This is a genomic window from Martinezella multihospitum (genome assembly GCF_900094585.1).
Classification (GTDB): Bacteria; Pseudomonadota; Alphaproteobacteria; order Rhizobiales; family Rhizobiaceae; genus Rhizobium; species Rhizobium multihospitium.
Window position 1 is genome coordinate 1,209,103 of sequence record NZ_FMAG01000001.1, and the last position, 16,624, is coordinate 1,225,726.

General features: G+C 61.3%; 14 protein-coding genes. 2 read left to right on the forward strand and 12 right to left on the reverse strand.

Going from position 1 to position 16,624, the window contains the following annotated elements:
• Positions 1-13: 13 nt before the first annotated feature.
• The 10 genes from gabD to GA0061103_RS05555 all read right to left on the reverse strand — a co-directional run bounded on the left by gabD (position 14) and on the right by GA0061103_RS05555 (position 11,018).
• Positions 14-1,468 carry an NADP-dependent succinate-semialdehyde dehydrogenase gene (gene gabD / locus GA0061103_RS05510; protein WP_092707804.1) on the reverse strand — a complete coding sequence of 485 codons (1,455 nt, stop codon included), beginning with the start codon at positions 1,466-1,468 and terminating at the stop codon, positions 14-16.
• Positions 1,469-1,535: 67 nt separating this feature from the next.
• Positions 1,536-2,516 (reverse strand): 3,4-dihydroxyphenylacetate 2,3-dioxygenase, encoded by a 981-nt coding sequence (gene hpaD / locus GA0061103_RS05515; protein ID WP_092707806.1) that lies wholly within the window; start codon positions 2,514-2,516, stop codon positions 1,536-1,538.
• A gap of 131 nt (positions 2,517-2,647) precedes the next feature.
• Entirely contained in the window at positions 2,648-4,165 is a 1,518-nt protein-coding gene (hpaE, locus tag GA0061103_RS05520; RefSeq protein WP_092707808.1) for a 5-carboxymethyl-2-hydroxymuconate semialdehyde dehydrogenase, read from the reverse strand.
• Positions 4,166-4,206: 41 nt separating this feature from the next.
• Positions 4,207-4,593, reverse strand: coding sequence for a 5-carboxymethyl-2-hydroxymuconate Delta-isomerase (locus GA0061103_RS05525; protein WP_092707810.1), 387 nt, complete (start codon positions 4,591-4,593; stop codon positions 4,207-4,209).
• Positions 4,594-4,647: 54 nt separating this feature from the next.
• Entirely contained in the window at positions 4,648-5,667 is a 1,020-nt protein-coding gene (locus GA0061103_RS05530; protein WP_092707812.1) for a homoserine kinase, read from the reverse strand.
• Positions 5,668-5,673: 6 nt separating this feature from the next.
• Positions 5,674-6,957: an aspartate aminotransferase family protein gene (locus GA0061103_RS05535; RefSeq protein ID WP_092707814.1), complete on the reverse strand. Its 1,284-nt coding sequence runs from the start codon at positions 6,955-6,957 to the stop codon at positions 5,674-5,676.
• 2 nt (positions 6,958-6,959) lie between these two features.
• Complete coding sequence (locus tag GA0061103_RS05540; protein WP_092707816.1) at positions 6,960-8,315, reverse strand: aspartate aminotransferase family protein; 1,356 nt, start codon at positions 8,313-8,315, stop codon at positions 6,960-6,962.
• 17 nt (positions 8,316-8,332) lie between these two features.
• Entirely contained in the window at positions 8,333-8,983 is a 651-nt protein-coding gene (locus tag GA0061103_RS05545; protein WP_092707818.1) for an HAD-IA family hydrolase, read from the reverse strand.
• Positions 8,980-10,233 (reverse strand): Tm-1-like ATP-binding domain-containing protein, encoded by a 1,254-nt coding sequence (locus GA0061103_RS05550; protein ID WP_092707820.1) that lies wholly within the window; start codon positions 10,231-10,233, stop codon positions 8,980-8,982. The genes GA0061103_RS05545 and GA0061103_RS05550 overlap by 4 nt, the downstream gene beginning before the upstream one ends.
• Positions 10,233-11,018 carry an IclR family transcriptional regulator gene (locus GA0061103_RS05555; protein WP_092707822.1) on the reverse strand — a complete coding sequence of 262 codons (786 nt, stop codon included), beginning with the start codon at positions 11,016-11,018 and terminating at the stop codon, positions 10,233-10,235. Before GA0061103_RS05555 ends, GA0061103_RS05550 begins: the two co-directional genes overlap by 1 nt.
• 318 nt (positions 11,019-11,336) lie before the next feature.
• Between GA0061103_RS05555 and GA0061103_RS05560 the strand changes: the two genes are divergently transcribed.
• Both GA0061103_RS05560 and GA0061103_RS05565 read left to right on the forward strand, forming a co-directional pair.
• On the forward strand, positions 11,337-12,791 hold the full coding sequence (locus GA0061103_RS05560; RefSeq protein ID WP_092707824.1) for an APC family permease: 1,455 nt from the start codon (positions 11,337-11,339) through the stop codon (positions 12,789-12,791).
• Between the two features lie 53 nt (positions 12,792-12,844).
• Entirely contained in the window at positions 12,845-14,323 is a 1,479-nt protein-coding gene (locus GA0061103_RS05565) for an aldehyde dehydrogenase (RefSeq protein ID WP_092707826.1), read from the forward strand.
• A 175-nt stretch (positions 14,324-14,498) separates the two neighbouring features.
• Here GA0061103_RS05565 and GA0061103_RS05570 read toward each other — a convergent pair whose 3' ends face one another.
• The gene (locus tag GA0061103_RS05570; protein ID WP_092707828.1) at positions 14,499-15,011 is read right to left on the reverse strand and encodes a flavin reductase; all 513 of its coding nucleotides are present in this window, start codon (positions 15,009-15,011) and stop codon (positions 14,499-14,501) included.
• Between the two features lie 10 nt (positions 15,012-15,021).
• Positions 15,022-16,584 (reverse strand): 4-hydroxyphenylacetate 3-hydroxylase N-terminal domain-containing protein, encoded by a 1,563-nt coding sequence (locus tag GA0061103_RS05575; RefSeq protein ID WP_092707830.1) that lies wholly within the window; start codon positions 16,582-16,584, stop codon positions 15,022-15,024.
• Positions 16,585-16,624 lie beyond the last annotated feature (40 nt).

Sequence of the window (16,624 nt, forward strand, 5' to 3'; positions counted from 1 at the left end):
CCTTCTCTTGACCTCAGGCTATCCCGCCGAGGCAGACATATTTGATTTCGGTGAATTCCTCGATGCCGTAGCGCGAACCCTCGCGGCCAAGGCCGGAGAGCTTGACGCCGCCGAACGGGGCTTCTGCCGTCGAGATGAGGCCGGTGTTGACGCCGACCATGCCATATTCGAGCGCTTCGGCGACGCGGAAGACGCGAGCGAGATCCTTGGCGTAGAAATAGGAGGCAAGGCCGAACTCGGTGTCATTGGCCTGGGTAATGACATCGGCCTCGTCCTTGAAGCGGAAGAGGGGAGCCACGGGACCGAAGGTTTCTTCCTTTGCAACCGCCATTGATGGCGTGACGTCGGCAAGCACCGTCGCCTCATAAAAGCGTCCACCAAGCTGATGGCGGTGACCGCCAGCAACGACGCGTCCACCCTTGGAAAGGGCATCGGCGACATGCTCCTCGACCTTGGCAAGAGCTGCCTCATCGATCAGCGGTCCAAGGTTGATGCCTTCGTCGAAACCGTCGCCTGTTTTAAGCGACCCAACCGCCTTGGCAAGCTTCTCGGCAAAGGCATCATAGACGCCATCCTGCACGTAGAGACGGTTGGCGCAGACACAGGTCTGGCCGTTGTTGCGGAATTTGGCGATCAGCGCGCCTTCGACGGCGGCATCGAGATCGGCATCGTCGAAGACGATGAAGGGTGCGTTGCCACCAAGCTCCAGCCCGAGTTTCTTGATGGTCGGCGCGCTCTGCTTGTAGAGCTCGGCGCCGACTTCGGTCGAGCCGGTGAAGGTGAGTTTACGCACGACTGGGCTTGCGGTCATTTCCGCGCCAATGGCGCGGGCCGAGCCTGTCAGCACACTGAAGAGGCCCTTGGGCAGCCCGGCGCGCTCAGCCAGGATCGCAATCGCGATTGCCGAAAACGGCGTCTGCGAGGCGGGCTTCAACACCATAGCGCAGCCGGCGGCAAACGCAGGTCCTGCCTTGCGGGTGATCATGGCATTGGGGAAATTCCAGGGGGTGATCGCCGCGACGACGCCGATCGGCTGCTTCATGACCAGAATGCGCTTGTCCTTCTGGTGCCCGGGAATGATGTCGCCATAGACGCGGCGAGCCTCTTCGGCAAACCATTCGACGAAGCTGGCGCCATAGGCGATCTCGCCCTTGGCTTCCGGCAGTGGCTTGCCCTGTTCGGCCGTCAGGATACGTCCAAGATCGTCCTGATTTTCCATCATCAGCTCGAACCAGCGGCGAAGAATGCCGGAGCGTTCCTTGGCGGTGCGGGCAGCCCATTCCTTCTGGGCGGCTTCGGCTGCGGCAATCGCCTTCTTGGTCTCGGCAGCGCCAAGATTGGGAACGAGCCCGATGATCTCGCCGGTCGCCGGATTGTCGACCTTGATCGCATTGGATGGATCGGCCTCGATCCACTCGCCGCCGACCAATGCCGCCTGCCGGAACAATGTTACGTCTTTCAAATTCATGATTGCCTCCTCGCGCTTTCGAACGTTGATGAGAGCGGTGATTTTCGCCCGCTCTCAAGGGTAACGCTTAAGGCGCGATAATCGGCTGTGCCTTCAGGTCAGGCTCGGCCACTTCCGCACCGGCAAACAGGCTACCATGTTCGAACCAGGATTTGGGAGCCGGTGCGCCCCAAAGCGTCTGACGCTGCGGGTCCTTCAGATCCCACTTGATCGGCTCAAGATCTGGATCGACTGTCTGGTAGTCAGAGCAATAGATCTCGATGCGATGGCCGTCCGGATCGAGGATGTAGAGGAAGAAGGCGTTGGAAATGCCGTGACGTCCGGGACCGCGCTCGATATTGGCGACCCAGCCGGTGGTTGCCATCAGGTCGAGGAGGTCGATGATGTTGAGCGGCGTCGGCACCCAGAAGGCGGTGTGGTGCAGGCGCGGGCCGCGACCATTGGTGAAGGCGATATCGTGGACGCCGCCCTTGCGGTGGGTCCAGGCAGCCCAGAGGCGGCCGGTTTCTTCATCCGCCGTATATTCGGTCACGCGGAAGCCGAGTTCGTTGTAAAAGGCGACGCTTTCATCGACATTGGTCGAGAAGCAGTTGAAGTGGTCGATGCGCAGCGGCTTCACACCCTTGTAGAGGGCGTATTTCTGATGGATCGGCGGCAGACGGTCCATCTTCGAATAGAATTCGAGGGGAATGCCGTGCGGATCGCGAGTGCGGAATGTGCGCGCCTGGTAGGGGCGCTCGACCCATTCGACCGGCAGGTCCTTGCCCTTGAAGAAATGCGCTGCCTTGTCGAGGTCTTCGTCGCTGAACACCTTGAAGCCGAGATCGCGGGCTTCGGCCTTGTCGGATTTCTTGAGCACGATGCAGTGATGACCGCGTTCCTCCATCGCCCGGAGATAGATCGTATCCGCGGTTTCGTCCGTCACCTGCAGGCCGAGTGTGTCGACATAGAAGGCACGCGACTTGGCAAGGTCGGTGACGCCGAATTCGATGTGACTGAGGCGCACGATGTTGAAAGGCGGATAGAGATTGGGTTTCGGCAGGGGCATTTGTTCCTCCTCTTGGAGCAATTTCCAGGAAAAGTGCGAAGCGGTTTTCCGTCCGGAATTGCGTTAAACGAAAAGTTCGAGCGGTTCCGCGCTTCCTCGAAAAGCTGAACCGCTCTTATGCGTATTGCGGCTCAGCCGCCGAGTTTCTGAATGGCGTGCGGCTTGGTGGCGAAGGCGACGTTCTTGGTTTCCATGTAGAAATCGAAAGACCAGTCGCCGCCGTCACGGCCGATACCGGAGCTCTTGACGCCACCGAAGGGGGTCGGCAGGTGGCGCACATTTTCTGAGTTTACCCAGATCATGCCGGCTTCGAGATGATCGGTGAAACGGAAGGCGCGGGTGACGTCGGAGGTCCAGAGATAGCCCGTCAGGCCGTACTGAACATCATTGGCAAGGGCGAGCGCATCGGCTTCGTCCTTGAAGGGGATGGCCGTCAGCACCGGCCCGAAGATTTCCTCCTGGGCGATGCGCATCTGGTTGTTGGCACCGGTAAACAGCGTGGGGGAGACATAGCAACCGCCGCCGGGGCCGTTGACCTTCTCGCCGCCGGCGGCAAGCGTCGCGCCTTCCGAACGGCCGATCTGGATATATTCCAGCACCTTCTTTTCATGCACCGGATGCACGAGCGGGCCGACGACGGTTTCCGGGTCAAGCGGATGCCCGACCTTGATGCGCTTCGCCTTCTCGGCGACGATCGCAGTAAATTTGTCGTAGACGCTTTCCTCGACCAGCAGGCGCGAGGACGAGGTGCAGCGTTCGCCGTTCAGCGAATAGATCATGAAGACGGCAGCATCGGCAGCGCGCTCCAGATCGGCATCGGCGAAGACGATGACCGGGTTCTTGCCGCCAAGCTCGAAATGCACGCGCTTCAGCGTGTCGGCACCTTGCTTCATGATCATCGAGCCGGTGCGGCTTTCGCCGACGAAGCCGATCGCCTTGATCAGCGGATGTTCCGTCAGAGCCTTGCCGGCATCCTCGCCAAAACCGTTGACGAGATTCCAGACGCCCTTCGGCAGGCCCGCTTCCTCGGCGATCTCGACCAGCAGACGCGCGGTCAGCGGTGAAAATTCCGCCGGCTTGTGGACGATGGTGCAGCCGGCGGCCAGAGCCGGCGCGATCTTCCAGGTCGACAGCATGAAGGGCGTGTTCCAGGGCGTGATGATACCGACCGGGCCGATCGGCACGCGCGTCGTCAGATTGACCTGGCCTTCGGCGCGCAGCGTCTTGCCGTCGCGCGCTTCCGGTGCCCGGTCGGCGAAGAAGCGGAAGTTCTCCGCGCCACGCAGAGCGGCCTTCGCCATGAACTTTAAGGACTGTCCGGTATCCATGCATTCGACGAAGGCGATCTCTTCGGCACGGGCAACGATCGCATCGGCGATCTTGTGCAGAAGCTTCTTGCGGGCTTCGCCGGGCATGGCGGCCCATTCGGCGAAAGCGGCTTTCGCTGCCTTCGCAGCACGGTCGATATCAGCGGCCTTGCCTCGGGCGACGGTGGCGAGCGGCTTCAGATCGACGGGCGAGATCGTCTCGAAGGTAGAGCCATCATCGGCCGGCACGTCCTCGCCGTTGATGCGGTTGAGAACGCCGCGATCCTTGAACCGAGCCAGAAAGCTTTCGGCCTTTGCGATGTTTTCCTGCAGTTTGGACATCGTCTATTCCTTTGGTGTTATGTCGTCCCACGAAGGGAATGTCACTTGCCGCGTAGCCGCGGGTGGATAGCGTTCTTCTTCCAGCTCAGCTCCGCATCGATCTCGCGGATCTCAAGCGAAAGGGCGAAATGCGGTGTCTCGAAAAGAGGGCCGAGAACGTCGATCGCCGCGGCAAAAATTGCCTCGCCGGTACGCTTTTTCTCTTCCTCCGTGCGGCCCTTGCCGATGCGGAAGTTCAGATCGACGAAGGCGTTTTCGGGCAGCCTGTCGGCGATGGCATAGTGCTCGGCGCGAAAGGCGCGCACGCGCACGGCGCCGACCTCGAAAAGGCCGGTCTCCAGGACCGTCTTCAGCAGCCGTTCGCAGAGCGCGCCGATATCGGCGCGGCCATCCAGGTTGGCCGAGTATTCGATGGCGAGATGTGGCATTGAGTCCTCCCGATCTCTTATTTACTTAACACGTTAACAATTATGCAGAAGATGTCAAGCGGCGGTATTGAGCTTTCTCGCCATCTCCAGACTTTCATTGACGTAACGCGACAGTCGCTCGGCGGCGTCGGGAATTTCGGGACGCTCGGCAAGCCATCCGATATATGTAAGGTTTCGCAGCAGCATGAATAGAGGCAGGCTTGCGAGGGCGGCGTCGGAGAGGACCCGCCGGCTGCGATAGCCTGATATCAGCGCTTGCTCGATTGCCGGATAGGCAGGCTCGTTGCGATTCTTGAGCAGGGTGGTTGCAAGATCGAAGAGTCGGAAACCATATCCCGCATCGTCGAAATCGATGAAGGCGACGTTGTTTTCGGTTCCCGTCAGAAAGATGTTTTCCCGCACCAGATCGGCATGGATCAGCCCGTAATCGAGGTCTTGACCTTCTACATTCGCAAGGGCGCGGCGCAGTTCATCGCGCAATACCGAGAGTGCGGCCGCGCTCTCGGGTGAAAGGCCGTGACAATCCCAGAAGCGGCCCCAAAGCGGCTTTTCTCCGATGAGGCCTTCGGCATCCCAGGCCGGGCGGCGAAAACGCTCCGGTGACTCCCACGCATCGGCAAGCTGGTGCATGGTAGCCATGCCCTGGCCGATGCGAAAGAAGATGTCCGCCTGCATCTCGGCCGAATGCGATAACGGCACGCTGCTTTGGCCAAGAGGAACACCGTCGATCCAGCTCACCACGTCGGCGTGTTGTTCGGCAAAATGCCTGTTTGCCGGCAGTCGGACGAGGCTCCGCTTTCTCTTTGTCGGAACAGGGCTAGGCACATCCATGCCGCCGAGCTTGAGGGCCGCCATGAAGTGCAGTTCCGAACGCAGGCTTGTCTCGTCGTGATAGCCTGGCCGATGCAGCCGGAGTGCGGCGAACTGCCCGCCCTCAAGCATAATGCGGAAGACGGCATTCTCCCGATATTTCATCAGAACCGGTTCGTGCGCTCGCACAGGCCAATGGTCGAGCGCCTCTAGCGCACGCTTCTGCAAGGCGTCGCGGATGGTCTGCGGCAGTCGGTCAGCCATATCGCCTCACAGGCCGGACAGGACGTCGTCGAAGATCGACAACATGAAGTCGGCATTGTCCCGGGTGAACGGCATCGGCGGACGAATCTTCGTCGCGCATTGGTGAATGCCGATCTTGCCCATCAGCACGCCGCGTTCGCGCATTTCGTTGACGATCCGGGTCGCCTGCGCTGTCGCTGGCTCTTTCGTCCGCCTGTCCAGCACGAATTCGGTGCCCATGAAGAGACCGCTGCCGCGCACATCGCCTATGATCGAATGTTTCTCGGCAAGCTGCTTGAAGGCGCTACTCGTGTACTCGCCGACATTGCGGGCATTCTCGACGAGGTTCTCATCCTCGATCACGTTGAGCACGGCCATGGCCGCTGCGCAGGAGACCGGATTGCCGCCGAAGGTGTTGAAGTAGCGGAACGCCTTGCGGAAGGCATTGATCGTGTCAACATTGGCAATGACGCCGCCGACCGGATGGCCGTTCGCCATCGGTTTGCCGAGCGTCACGATATCGGGAACGATGCCGGCGTGCTGGTGACCCCACATATGCGCGCCGGTCCGGCCGAAACCCGGCTGGACTTCGTCGGTAATCACGAGACCGCCGGCCTTGCGCACGGCGGCGACCGCCTTGTCGAGAAAGCCCGGCGGCAGATCCGGAAAGCCTTCATTGGCGAAGAACGGATCGATGATGATGGCCGAAAAGCCGTGCGGGCTCTCCTGAAGCGAGGCGATCGCCTTCTCGACTTCGGCCGCAAAAGCCGTGGCAAAGGCATCTCCGCCTTCACCGCCGAGCGGACGATAGCTGTCCGGCGCCGGCACGTGGCGAACATGGCCGCCAAAGCCGCCGACCGGTGGCATGCGGGTAGAGAGCTGCGACACGGCGGTCGTGTTGCCGTGATAGGTGTGATTGGTGGCGATGACGCCAGTCTTGCCAGTCATGGCCTGCGCCATGCGCAGCGCCACGTCATTGGCTTCGCTGCCCGTGCAGGTCAGGATCGCTGCATTCAAGCTCTTATCGAACGTCGTCGTCAGCCGCTCGACATAGTCGAGAATGCCTTCGTGCAGGTAGCGGGTATGCGTATTCAGCGTCGAGGCTTGCCGCGTGATGGCTTCCACCACGCGCGGATGGCAATGGCCGACATGCGGCACATTGTTGTAGCAATCGAGATATTTGCGTCCGTCGGCATCCCAGAGCCAGACGCCTTCGCCGCGCACCAGATGCACCGGGTCGTCGTAGAACAGCGACATGTTCCGGCCGAGGAGCCGGTCGCGACGCGCGATAAGGGCTGCGTTATCGGACATGATCAGGCTCCCGCTGCGGCAAGGCCGGCATCGAGCGCGGTCAGGATCGTCTGGACATCTCCTACCGTCACGATCAGCGGTGGTGACATGATGACATTGGCGCCGGAGGTGCGGACCAGTACGCCGGCATCATAGGTCGCGTCCTGAACCTTCTGGATGACGTCCTTGGCAGCACCGCTTTTCTTGGCGCGGTCGCTGACGAGTTCGAGGGCGCACATCAGGCCCTTGCCGCGCACATCGCCGACCAGCTCATGCTTGTCCTGCAGCTTTTTCAGGCCGGCGAGCAATTCTTCGCCGCGAGCCGCGGCATTGTCGGCGACGTTGAGCCGCTTGGTTTCCTTCAAGGTCGCAAGGGCTGCTGCGGCACCGACCGGATGGCCGGAATAGGTGTAGCCGTGGCCGATGCTGCCGACGGCGCCCTTGTTGCTTTCGAAGACCTGCGCCACCTTGTCGGCGATCATCACCGCGCCGAAGGGGAAGTAGCCGTTGGTGATCGCCTTCGCCGTCGACATCATGTCCGGCTGCACGCCCCAGAGACGCGATCCGGTCCAGGCGCCGGTGCGGCCGAAGGCAGTGATCACCTCGTCCGCGATCAGCAGGATGCCGTGCCGATCGCAGATTTCGCGCATCAGCGGCAGGAAGGTCTCGTGCGGGACGATGACGCCGCCGGCGCCGAGCACCGGTTCGACAATCAGGGCCGCAATGGTGTCGGCGCCCTGGAAGGCGATCTCATCCTCGAAGAGTCGGCCGATGGCAGCCGCAATCTCGGCACCATCGGTCGTGTTGAACGGGTTGCGGTAGGTGAAGGGAGCAGGCAGGTGGAAGACGCCCGGCAGCAGCGGCTCGTAGTTGCGGCGGAAGTTCTGGTTGCCGTTGATCGAGGCGCCGCCGAAATGCGTGCCATGATAGCCCTTCTTCAACGCGACGAACTTGGTGCGTTCCGGCTGGCCGTTGATCTTGTGATACTGGCGCGCCAGCCGCAGGCAGGTCTCGACCGAATCCGACCCGCCGGAGGTAAAGAAGGAGCGGCTCAGTCCATCCGGCTTGAACCATTCGGCAAGCTCGTAGGAGAGCTCGATCAAAGGCGAGTTGGTCGTGCCGCGGAAGGTCGAATAATAGGGCAGGTCGTCGAGCTGGTCGCGGATCGCCTTCTTCACCGGCTCGCAGGAATAGCCGAGATTGACGTTCCAGAGGCCGCCGACGGCATCGAGCACTTTCTTGCCCTGGATATCGACGATCTCGACGCCTTCGCCTGAGTTGATGATGCGCGGCGGATTGGCCTGCATCTCAGCGGGATGGGCCATCGGATGCCACAGGTGGCGTGCGTTGTTTTCGATGATGAAATTGGTCTCACGCATGTCAAATTCCTCTTGGTTCAGAGCCCCAGCATCGCAAGTGCGCGGGCATAGCTTTCGGCAGGGCGGGTCACGTCGAAATGCACATGAGGCAAGCTCACGGCTTCGGCGCCCTCGATGTTCTTCTTCTGGTCGTCGACGAAGACGCAGGCCTCGCGCGGCAAATTGAGCTCGGCAAGAACGAGCTCATAGGCGCGGGGATCGGGCTTCAGGATCTTCGTGTAGGTGGCATCGACGATGACGTCGAAAAGCTCGATCAGCGGAAAGCGCTGGCGGAATTCGACGCCGTAGAAAAGGTCGAGCTCGTTCGACAGGATCGCCAGCTTGAGCCCGGCCTCCTTCGCACGCAAAATGGCGTCACGTGCTTCCGGACGGAGAACCAGCTCCGGCTCGGCGCCCCGCGCCCGGCGCACGAAGGTCTGCATATCGGTCCAGTTTTCGCCGACCAGCTGGCCGACTTCGTTCGTGCGCTTCAGCCAATAGTCGCGTTCGGTGATCTCGCGGTTCTGCATCGACACCCAAAGCGGGTCGGTGGCCGTGTCGAACGGTCCGAGCCAGGTCAGCGACCCCTTTGGGAGGCCGAGCGTGCGCTCGGTAATGTCATGCGTTTCGAACAGGGTGCGGGTGACGACGCCGCCAAAGTCGAGGATAAGTGCGCGATCCTGCGTCATGGACGACCCTCCGGAATGACGCCTTCGGCCACCCATCGATCGAAGATGGCAATGGCGGCGGCGGAGAAGGCGGGTGCATTGATATGGGCGTCGACCTCGTGAAGCATGACAGAGGGCGGAATGGCGCGGCGCATTTCGTCAAGGAAGGCGTCGAGGCCTGCCGGATCATGCAAGGGCTCATCCGGCTTGTCCCATTCCTGCAGCCCTTCAGTCGGCAGCAGGAAGGCAACTTTCGCATCGGCGCGCTGCAGTTTCTCGCCAATCAAACGAGCGACCTCTCGCCGCCCTTCCGGCGATGTCGTTACCGAGCCGATCAGCCTGTTATGGGCGTGGTAGGGACGATCCACAAAGACGTCCGGCAGGGCTTGCCACGCCTGAAGATCGACCATGTCGACGGCGCCCGGTGCGACGATCTGCGGGATGCCGGCGCGTCCGGCGTTCTCGAGCCTATCCGGCCCGGACGTGACGACGCTGCTATAATGATGATTGCTGACTTCCTGGATGCAGAAATCGAAGACGGCGGCGAAATCGCCCTTCGCGGCGATCGCTTCATAGGCGCGACCGCCCATGCCGGTGGAATGGAATACGGCGACGTCGTAGCCGCGCCTTTCGAGCTCGGGCCGCAGATACTTCATATATTTCAGGCAGGAGGAGCCGAGCGAGGTCATGCCGACGAGCGGCCGTTCGCGGCTGGGTTTGGTGCCGTGCTTTGCAGCCCCGACCACCGCGCCGCAGGCCTGGGAAAGGACCGACTGGCAGATGCTGTTGAGGCCGTAGAGACCGCCGGCCCACAGGATCATCATCAGGTCGGGCGCAATGCGTTCGGGCGGGATAAGATGGGAGTAAGCGATGGTCGAGACCACGAATTTCGGGACGCCGAGTGGCAGGACGGCAGCAACATCAAGTGCCAGATCCGTGCCCATGGAGCCGCCGAGCACGATGACGCCGTCGACCAATCCATCATCGTATAGGCGCCGGGTCAGGGCCGACGCGCCCCTTGCCATCGCGGCCATGGCGCTGTTTTCATCGCCGCTTTCGGCAATGGCCGCGATCGTCGTTGCGGCGGCCTTCGCAATGTCATGCTTGGAATAATCGGGGCTGTAAGGCGGATCGCCGAGAATGCTGACATCCATCATAACAGGCTGGCCGCCGGCATCCTTAATGACGGACGTCATGAATTGCAGTTCGTCGCACTTGGTGTCACCGGTTCCGATGACGAGTATCCGTGGTGAGGGAGCCTCCGGGCTCATCAATCCGTCCTCCTGAGTTTCGCAATGGTTCCCGTGGGCCTTTCCGACCCGTAGTATTTTTCTGAGATCGCATTGGCCGTGGCGACGGCCTGCGTGCCGAATTCCTGGATGGCAGCCTTCGTCGTGCGAGAGAGCGGGGCGGCGATTGCCACGCAACCGATCGGGCGGCCGCTCGGCGTGCGCACCGGCGCCGCCGTGCTGATGACGCCGGCCTCAAGACCCTGATGGCTGATCGAAAAGCCGCGTGTCGCCGTCTCGTCGAGCATGGTGCGCACCAGCTGCGGGTCGGTGACGGTATGATCGGTGAATTTCTCGAGCGGCTTTTTAAGAGCCTCGTCGATCTCTGCGCGCGGGCAGAAGGCGAGGAATGCGACGCCCGATGCCGTGGCGTGGAAGGGCAGCAAGCTGCCGACATCGACGATGATGCGGTGCGCGCGCGGCGAATCCTCCACGTGAATGGTCGAAAGCTGCCCGCCAGAGAATTCCGAAAGATGCACGGTCTCGGTCGACGATTCGGCGAGTGTCTTGATGAAAGGAATGGCAACCCGCAGGAAGGGGAAGCGTGCCTCGCGGATGCGGGCGAGGCGAACCGGTGCCGAGCCGATGCGGTAGCGGCGCGTATCCTGATCCTGCTCCACGAAGCCGTGCTTTTCCAGCTCCACCAGAAAGCGTCGCGCCGTCGCCTTGTCCAGCGCGCACAGGCGAGCGATGTCGGTCAGACCCGCCTCCTTGTCCAGCCGTGACAGGGTATCCAGCAATGCCAGCGCCTTTCCGATCGTGCTCATTATTCCTCCTCTTGGGTTGGTCAGCTTGTAATTTTGTGCGTCCAGCCGGGGCTTTCCGTCAAATCAGCTTGCTGACCCTGCGCCACGGCACGATGGCAGCGACCCAAGATACTTAACATGCGAAATAACTTGACAGAGGCCGGCAATGTTTGCAAGTCTATATTTGAAGCTATGGTTCAAATAGTGAACCATAAGCGCTGACGGCGGTAAAATCAACAAAAGCATAAGCCCCGCTCGTCAGTCCGGTTTTTGGTGGAGGTCGCACGCGTGCAATCGCGGCGATGATCGGATGTTCTTAAACAAGGGGAACGAACGCAGATGAACACGCAAAATTCGCAAGGGGCGGCTGAAAACCAGCTGCGCAAAAACAGTCTCGGCGTCGGTGCCGTGACCTTCTTGGTGGTGTCGGCCGCAGCGCCGCTGACGGCGGTTGCCGGCGGCGTTCCGCTTTCGATGATGCTCGGCAACGGGCCGGGCATTCCGCTCACCTTTCTGCTGGTGACGGGTATTCTGCTGCTGTTTGCAGTCGGATACGTCGCCATGGCGCGTCATATACGCAATGCCGGTGCCTTCTATGCCTATACGGCCCAGGGCCTTGGCGGCCTCATGGGTGGTGCCGCGGCACTGATCGCCATTCTTGCCTATAATGCCATGCAGGTCGGCGTTCTCGGGCTTTTCGGCGCAGCCACCAAGGGCTTCTTTGCCGAGCAGCTCGGCCTCGATCTTCCCTGGTGGGTCTGGAGTTTCGTCGGCATCGCCTTCGTTGCTGTTTTCGGCTACCGTCGCGTCGATCTATCGGCAAAGGTGCTGACAGTGCTCGTCATTCTCGAATATCTCGTCGTGCTCGTCATCGACGCCGCGATCTTCGTCAAGGGTGGCGACGCCGGTTTGACGGCCGCACCGTTTACGCCGACCGCATTCTGGAGCGGAACGCCGGCCGTGGGTCTTTTGTTCTGCTTTGCCGCCTTCATCGGCTTCGAAGCGACGACCATCTATAGCGAAGAAGCCCGTGAACCAGAGAAGACCGTGCCGCGCGCGACCTATATCTCCGTTCTTATCATCGGCCTCTTCTACATGCTGACGTCCTGGCTGATGGTCACCGGTGCCGGTGTCGACAAGCTCGTCCCGACGCTGCAGGGTCTTGCCGATCCCACGACCTTCCTCTTCGGCCTTGCCGAACGCTATGTCGGCCACTGGATTACCGTCGTCATGAGCGTTCTTTTCATCACCAGCCTGTTTGCCGGCATCCTCGCCTTCCATAACGGTGTGGCACGCTACATGTATGTCGCCGGCCGCGAAGGTCTGCTGCCGAAATCGGTTGGCGTCACGCATCCGGTCTTCCAAAGCCCGCATGTCGGCTCGATCATCCAGACCGTCATCGCCGTTCTCGTCGTCGCGCTCTTTGCGGTGACGGGTCAGGATCCGGTGCTGGCGCTCTTCTCCTGGCTCACCAATGTCGCGACGCTGGCAATTATCCTGCTGATGGCGTTCACCGCCTTCTCGATCGTGGTGTTCTTCAGCCGCAATCCGGGGCTTGAGCGTAACGTGCTGGCGGTCAAGATATTGCCTGTTGTCACCGGCCTGATCCTCCTGGCACTTGTCTATTATATCTCGGCGAATTTCGGCGCGATTGCCGGCGCCAATGGCGTGCTCGCGGTGGTCTTGCCGGGCCTGGTGCTGATCGCAGGGATCATCGGGTTCATCGCGGCGGCTCGCCTGAAGTCGTCGGATGCGGCAAGTTATGCTCGTCTCGGTGCCGGCCAGGAAGCCTGAGTTCCAATCGCGGTGGCGGGGAAGACCCGCCACCCTCTTCGTGAGAGAATGAGATGCAGAACAAGATCGACCAGCTCCGGACGTTATCCGTTTCGCCGCAGGCATTATTTATCGGCGGCGCCTGGCGCCAGCCGGTCAGCGGTGCCGCGATGGACGTCATTTCGCCGATCGACGGGACAAAGCTGACCACGATTGCCGATGCCGGCACGGAGGATGTCGATCTCGCGGTCAAGGCCGCGCGGTACGCTTTTGAAAAGGGCAGTTGGTCGAAAGCGGCACCGGCCGAACGCAAGAAGGTGCTGCTGAAAATTGCCGAATTGATCGAAAGGAACGCGCTCGAGCTTGCCGTGCTCGGCGTGCGCGACAACGGCACGGAAATCTCGATGGCGCTGAAGGCCGAGCCCGGCAGCGCCGCCGGCACGTTCCGCTATTACGCCGAGGCGATCGACAAGGTCTATGGCGAGATTGCGCCGACGGCCGAGAATATTCTTGGTCTCGTCCATCGCGAGCCGATCGGCGTCGTCGCTGCCGTCGTGCCGTGGAATTTCCCGATGATGATCGGCGCCTGGAAGATTGCGCCGGCGCTTGCAGCGGGCAATTCCGTGGTGCTGAAGCCCGCTGAAGGCGCGTCGCTGACGCTGCTGAAGCTTGCCGAAATTTGTGCCGAAGCCGGCTTACCCGAAGGCGTGTTCAATGTGGTCACTGGCCGTGGCGCCGTCTGTGGCGAGGCGCTGGGGTTGCACATGGATATCGATGTGCTCGCCTTTACCGGCTCCGGCCCCATCGGCCGGCGGCTCCTGGAATATTCGGCGCGCTCGAACCTGAAGCGCGTCTATCTGGAGCTTGGCGGCAAGTCGCCGAATATCGTCTTTGCCGATGCGCCCGATCTTGATCAGGCGGCCAAGGTTTCCGCCTATGGCATCTTCCGCAATTCCGGACAGGTCTGTGTCGCCGGCTCGCGGCTGCTTGTGGAGAAGTCGATCCATATGGCTTTCTCGGAAAAGGTCGCTCGTATCGCCGAGAGCATGAAAGTCGGTGATCCCCTGCAATTGGGGACGGAAGCGGGCGCCATTTCCAGCGAGGTCCAGCTGAAGAAGGATCTCGGCTATGTCTCGCAGGCGGTGTCGGAGGGGGCGTCTTTGCGCACCGGCGGCTCGCGGATACTGGAAGAGACGGGTGGTTACTATATGCGGCCCGCCGTGTTCGATGTGACGCCATCCATGACCCTGGCGCGGGAGGAGGTCTTCGGGCCGATCCTGTCGATCATTCCCTTCGAGACGGAAGCGGAAGCACTTGAGATCGCCAATGCCACGGAATATGGCCTTGCCTCGGCCGTCTGGACATCGAACCTTTCACGTGCTCACCAGATGGTGCGGGGCATCCGCGCCGGCGTGGTGCATGTCAACACCTATGGCGGCGCCGATAACAGCGTGCCGCTCGGCGGCGTCAAGCAATCCGGCAATGGTCATGACAAATCGCTGCACGCGCTCGACAAGTATGTCGATCTGAAGACGGCCTGGATTCAGCTCTGACTAGGTACAGCCGGTTCGGTCATGACCGGCGTGATCCGATGCGCCTGCATCATTTCACTCTTGCCTGAGCAACGGGCAGGTCGTTGGACAGTCTTCCTCTCATGCGAACAGGGTGCCGCGTTGTCATCGGCACCCTGCTTTTGTTTCTTGCAATCGCCAGCCATCCATGCGGCCACTAGCCGCCGAAGCTACCCGTCTGGGTCGGCACATGCACATAGTTGCGGTCGAAATAGAGCAGCGCATGCCCATCCTTGCGGCTGCGGATATCCATCACCTCGCCGATGAAGATATGGTGCGTGCCGACGAGGCGCGCTTCCGTCAGGCGGCAATCGAAGGAGACGATCGCGTCGGAAAGCGCCTGGCTGCCGGAGCGGAAGTTGATCCATTCCGCCGCAGCGTAGCGATCCTCCATGTCGGCGCGTTGGCCGGCGAAATAGCCGGCCAGTTCCTTATGTTCCTGCGTCAGGACATTGACGCAGAAGCGGCGGTTATCAAGGAAGAGGCTTGTTTGCGCCGAGCGGCTGTTCATGCAGACCAGCAGTGTCGGCGGCTCGTCCGTGACGCTGCACATGGCCGTGGCGGTGAAGCCGCCTCGGCCGGCCGGGCCATTGGTGGTGATAACGTTGACCGGCGCGCAGACCCTGGCCATGGCGTTGCGAAATTCGGTTTTCGAGAGTTGCTCCTCCATGGCAGCATCCTCATTCGGCGGCGTTGCGGACGGAGGAGGTGTCACCCAGCGGCGGCAGCCATGTGTCTCCGGTCCAGCCGTTTTCGTCGTAGTCGCTCATGCAGCGATCGACGAGCGCTTCCATCTCCTTCAGCCGGCCGCCGCGCTCGGCACCCTTCAGCACCTGCAGGCGGACTTCCTCCGGTGCACCGGCATAGTTAAGTTCATAAAGGGCATGGCGTCCGCCGAATTCGGTGCCTGTAGCGTCCCACAGCAGCTTCATGATCTTGATGCGCTCGATATGGCCCATGTCGTTGGAGCCGCGCACATATTGGGCGAGGTAGCGATCGATCTCCGGATTGCCGAAATCCTTGGCGGAGGAGGGCAGGTAGATGAGGCCGGAGGCGATGACCCTGCGCACGGTTTCGATGACGCGCGGATAGGCTTCCGACATGAAGGTGCGGTAGGAAAGGGCAGCTTCCATGTTCGGCAGCACAGCGCCATTCGCCCAGGGCTGCGGATTGTAGGCCATGGCGTTGGAGAAGGACCAGAACATGTGGCGAAGCGCAATGATCTCGCCAAGTGCTGCCTGATTGCCGCGGAAGGCGTCGCCGCCGGTGGCGCGCAGCGCCTTTGCCAGCAACCCTGCGATGAAGTCGAGCTTCACGGCGAAGCGCGTGCAACCCTGGAAGCAATAGCCGTGCATGAAGCCGGAGGCCGGATGGAAGGATAGGATCTTGGCAGCGTCGCGCAACACCAGCACGTCTTCCCAGGGCACGAAGACATTGTCGAGCACCAGGATCGCATCGTTCTCGTCGAAGCGTGACGACAGCGGATAGTCGAAGGGATGGCCGACGGTATTGGCGGTCTGCTCATAGGAGACGCGGCAGAACATCTTGATCCCTGGCGCATTCATCGGAACGATGAACATGACCGAGAGCGACGGGTCTTCCGTCACCGTTGCCGAGCTCTGGGCAAGGAAATTATAGTGGGTCAGCGCCGAAGATGTCGCCACAACCTTGGCGCCGGAGACGTAGATGCCTGCGTCCGTTTCCTTGGTGATGTGGACGAAGACGTCCTTGACGGCATCGGCGGGCTTGTGGCGGTCGATCGGTGGATTGACGATCGCGTGGTTCATGAACAGCACGGATTCCTGCGCGCGCTTGTGCCAGGAAAGCGCGTTGTCCTTGAACGGACCGTACCAATCGGCATTGGCGCCGAGTGTGTTCATGAGGGCCGCCTTGTAATCGGCGGTGCGGCCCATCCAGCCATAGGACATGCGTGCCCAATCGGCGATGGCGCCTTGCTGTGCCACAAGCTCGGCGGAGGATTTCGCAACCCGGAAGTATTTATGGGTGTAGCCGCCAGAGCCGGTGTCGGTCGGCGAGGTCAGGCGGTCCTTGGTCTTTTCGTCGTGTAGCGCATCATACATGCGAGCCAGCGAGCGGACGGAATTGCGCATCGAGGGATGCGCCGTCACATCGGCGATGCGCTCGCCATTGATGTAGACTTCGCGGCCGTCGCGCAGGCTTTCCAGATATTCGGCGCCGGTAAACGGACGGGTCTTGTCGCTGCGGTGATCTTCAGCTCGCATCTCGTATTCCTCCCTTGAGATCATGACGAATGCTACGTCC

Bases quoted from the DNA above. Each gene is read 5' to 3' on its own strand.
- gabD (WP_092707804.1), bottom strand. From the start codon at position 1,468: ATGAATTTGAAAGACGTAACATTGTTCCGGCAGGCGGCATTGGTCGGC.
- hpaD (WP_092707806.1), bottom strand. From the start codon at position 2,516: ATGCCCCTGCCGAAACCCAATCTCTATCCGCCTTTCAACATCGTGCGC.
- hpaE (WP_092707808.1), bottom strand. From the start codon at position 4,165: ATGTCCAAACTGCAGGAAAACATCGCAAAGGCCGAAAGCTTTCTGGCT.
- GA0061103_RS05525 (WP_092707810.1), bottom strand. From the start codon at position 4,593: ATGCCACATCTCGCCATCGAATACTCGGCCAACCTGGATGGCCGCGCC.
- GA0061103_RS05530 (WP_092707812.1), bottom strand. From the start codon at position 5,667: ATGGCTGACCGACTGCCGCAGACCATCCGCGACGCCTTGCAGAAGCGT.
- GA0061103_RS05535 (WP_092707814.1), bottom strand. From the start codon at position 6,957: ATGTCCGATAACGCAGCCCTTATCGCGCGTCGCGACCGGCTCCTCGGC.
- GA0061103_RS05540 (WP_092707816.1), bottom strand. From the start codon at position 8,315: ATGCGTGAGACCAATTTCATCATCGAAAACAACGCACGCCACCTGTGG.
- GA0061103_RS05545 (WP_092707818.1), bottom strand. From the start codon at position 8,983: ATGACGCAGGATCGCGCACTTATCCTCGACTTTGGCGGCGTCGTCACC.
- GA0061103_RS05550 (WP_092707820.1), bottom strand. From the start codon at position 10,233: ATGAGCCCGGAGGCTCCCTCACCACGGATACTCGTCATCGGAACCGGT.
- GA0061103_RS05555 (WP_092707822.1), bottom strand. From the start codon at position 11,018: ATGAGCACGATCGGAAAGGCGCTGGCATTGCTGGATACCCTGTCACGG.
- GA0061103_RS05560 (WP_092707824.1), top strand. From the start codon at position 11,337: ATGAACACGCAAAATTCGCAAGGGGCGGCTGAAAACCAGCTGCGCAAA.
- GA0061103_RS05565 (WP_092707826.1), top strand. From the start codon at position 12,845: ATGCAGAACAAGATCGACCAGCTCCGGACGTTATCCGTTTCGCCGCAG.
- GA0061103_RS05570 (WP_092707828.1), bottom strand. From the start codon at position 15,011: ATGGAGGAGCAACTCTCGAAAACCGAATTTCGCAACGCCATGGCCAGG.
- GA0061103_RS05575 (WP_092707830.1), bottom strand. From the start codon at position 16,584: ATGCGAGCTGAAGATCACCGCAGCGACAAGACCCGTCCGTTTACCGGC.